This is a genomic window from Candidatus Protofrankia californiensis (assembly GCF_900634765.1).
Taxonomy (GTDB): Bacteria; Actinomycetota; Actinomycetes; order Frankiales; family Frankiaceae; genus Protofrankia; species Protofrankia californiensis.
In genome coordinates this window covers 1-2527 of sequence record NZ_CAAAFT010000470.1, presented here as the reverse complement: position 1 = coordinate 2527, position 2527 = coordinate 1, and the positions used below count along the sequence as shown (strand labels likewise).

Here is a 2527-nt window from a genome sequence, read left to right as displayed (position 1 = left end):
ACGCGGACAGATGATCGTCGTCCGTTTCGCCGACGACGCGATCACCGGCTTCGAGTACGAGGACGACGCCCGCCGGTTCCTCACCGACTTGCGCGAGAGGTTCGCCAGGTTCGGTCTGGAACTGCATCCCGACAAGACCCGGCTGATCCAGTTCGGACGCCACGCGGCCGGCTGGCGGAAGGCCCACGGTCTCGGGAAGCCGGAGACGTTCACCTTCCTGGGGTTCACGCACCTGTGCGCGACGTCCAGGAAGGGGCACTTCTGGGTGAGGCGTGTCACGGACAAGAAGCGGATGCGGGCGAAGCTCAAAGGGATCAAGGAGGAACTGAAGCGACGCCGGCACCAACCCGTCCCAGTCCAGGGGCAGTGGCTACGCAGTGTGGTGCTCGGGCACCTCAACTACTACGCCGTTCCCGGCAACACCGACGCGGTCGCATCCTTCCGCACCCAGACCACATGGCACTGGTTCAAGGCACTACGCCGACGAAGCCAGCGCACGCGACTGACCTGGGCGCGCATGGGGCGCCACGCCGACCGATGGCTACCACCCGCCCGTCCACGCCACCCAATGCCGAGCGTGCGCTTCGACGCCAAGACCCGAGGCAGGAGCCCAGTGCGGTAGTCCCGCACGCTGGGATCTGTGCGGGGGGCCGTCCGCAAGGACGGTCCCTACCGCGACCAATGCCGGCGGTGAACGGCGTCGGTGAGCTGTGTGCGGGAGAACCGCTTGCACAGTTCGACGGGGGGCGGCTGGAAACGGGACGCTGCTATGGCAGGCCGGGATGAGAAACGCACGGGAAACCGTGCGGACAAAGGTACCGGACCAGCGCCTAAAGCCCAGAGCGTCACCGCGCCAGTCACCTACCCTACTCCACCATCGGCTGGTACGCTCCCGGAGCCGGGCCGGGGCCAGACGCATTATCTTCCTTGCCCGCTGGCCGTCCCGCAAGGCCGCTCAGCACGCCCGCGACCGGATCCGGGACCTGACCGCCCGGTCGCGGCTGCTGGTGCCGGTTGACACCGTCATACGGCAGGTGAACGCCTTCCTACGCGGCTGGGCCGGGTACTTCCGCTACGGAAACTCAGCCTGGATGTTCGACACGATGCAGACCTACGCCCTACACCGGGCTGCGATCTTCGTGGCGAACCGTCACAAACGCAGCCGGGCGTGGGGCTGGCGGGTCGTGGCCTACGCCTCACCCGACCACTTCGGCCTGCTCAACCTTGCCGGGACCGTGCTCGCTCCCAGACCAAACCGTCCCTGGAGATCACCGAATGCCGGCGGTGAAAGACGTCGGTGAGCCGTGTGCGGGAGAACCGCATGCACGGAATCGACGGGAGGGAGCTGGAAACGGAGCGGTCATTCGTCACCGCGCCAGCTCCCTACCCAACCACTCCCGTGTTGCGGCGGTGGGCGCCTATGTGATGACGTTTCCGACAGAGGGAGTGCTGTAGTGTTGGATGATCTATAGGTGGGTCTGGCGGAGGCTGTGGGTGCGCTACGAGACGAGTTGGAAGCGGCGGCGAAGGCTACGGTGATCACCCACGGTTCCGGTTCGAGGTGGAACCCGTGGAGTTGGCATTCGCCTTGGAGGTGACGGTGGCGGTCAAGCCGGTGTGTCCACGGCGTCGACGCACCGGTTGAAGTTGGTGTTGAAACCGCAGGATGGGGCAACGGGCGGACCGGCGCGGATCCGGGACCGGGAACGCGGCTGATCGTGGCCGACATCTAGGAGGGCGAACGGTGGGAGCAGGGGTGCCGGCGGATCGGGTGGTCCAGGTACACGCTGCGCTGTGTGGGTCGGGCGTGCTGGTCACGGATCGGTTGGTGTTGACGGCCGCGCATGTGGTGGAGGATGCCTCCTATATATCGGTGCAACTGCCGGGGTCGCAGCGCTGGCGGGAGGCGACGCCGGTGTGGTCCGCCCCGGCACCGGTGGATGTGGCCCTGGTCAAGATCTGTGAGAGCGGGTGGGTGCCGCCGGCGCTTCCGCCGGTGCGGTGGGGCTGGTTGACCGGGCAGGCCGGGGGTGTGCCCTGTGAGACGCAGGGGTTCCCCCGCAGCACGGGGGTCTGCGAGCATGCGACCGGGCATGTCAATCCTGGGGTGGATGAGGAGGCCCGCTACTACGACATGGTCATTCGGGAGTTCCCCGCCGAGCCGCCGCGTGCGGATGAGCCGTCGCGGTGGTCGGGGATGTCGGGGGCGGGCCTGTTCGCCGGGGGGTTGCTGATCGGTGTGGTGATAAGGAGCCTGCCCAATTTCGGTGAACGGCGGCTGCAGGCCACCCAGGTCCACGTTCTTGCAACCGATCCTGGGTTCCGCAAGCTGGTGATGGCCGGTGACGGGCGGCTGCCGGTGGAGTCGGTGGAGCTGGCCGGGCTGTTTACGACCCCGGTCACCGAGTGGGTGCCGTCGCCGGCGCTGCTGTTGCATCCGGCCCGGGCTGTGGTCGGTTTCTACGGCCGGACCGAGGAGCGGCGGGCGCTGGCGGACTGGTGCGCCGATCCGGCCGCACCCAAGATC

Annotated in this window: 3 protein-coding genes; all 3 read left to right on the top strand. The window is 67.7% G+C overall.

Annotated features, from left to right (window positions below):
• Nucleotides 1-622: reverse transcriptase domain-containing protein (locus DD1DGNOD_RS24220; protein ID WP_241255955.1), on the top strand; the 622-nt coding region annotated here is incomplete at its 5' end.
• 160 nt (nt 623-782) lie between these two features.
• The gene (locus DD1DGNOD_RS24215) at nt 783-1301 is read left to right on the top strand and encodes a group II intron maturase-specific domain-containing protein (protein WP_131771109.1); all 519 of its coding nucleotides are present in this window, start codon (nt 783-785) and stop codon (nt 1299-1301) included.
• Nucleotides 1302-1666: 365 nt separating this feature from the next.
• Nucleotides 1667-2527 (top strand): S1 family peptidase (locus DD1DGNOD_RS24205; RefSeq protein WP_131771108.1); only part of this gene is annotated, 861 nt, incomplete at its 3' end.

What these genes read in the sequence shown, in the direction of transcription:
- DD1DGNOD_RS24215 (WP_131771109.1), top strand. Translation starts at nt 783, where the DNA reads ATGAGAAACGCACGGGAAACCGTGCGGACAAAGGTACCGGACCAGCGC.